1 pseudogene is annotated in these 236 nt (G+C 56.4%); it reads left to right on the top strand.

Annotation, left to right across the window (positions count from 1 at the left end):
* Positions 1 to 236 (top strand): annotated as a pseudogene (locus V5P19_RS24515) (ABC transporter permease); the annotation flags it as partial.

Below are 236 nucleotides of genomic sequence, written 5' to 3' on the forward strand. Positions count from 1 at the left end.
GCCAGCAACTGGGACTGGACCAGCCACTGTATGTACAGTTTTACCGCTACGTCAGCGACCTGTTTCATGGTGACCTGGGAACATCCATTCGTACCGGGCGTCCGGTGCTGGAAGAGTTGCGTATATTTTTCCCGGCGACGCTGGAACTGGCTTTTTGTGCCCTGCTGCTGGCACTCCTGATTGGCATCCCGCTGGGCATACTCTCTGCAGTCTGGCGAAATCGCTGGCTGGATCAT

Origin of the sequence: Enterobacter sp. UNJFSC 003, assembly GCF_036903355.1 — a bacterium.
GTDB lineage: Bacteria > Pseudomonadota > Gammaproteobacteria > Enterobacterales > Enterobacteriaceae > Enterobacter.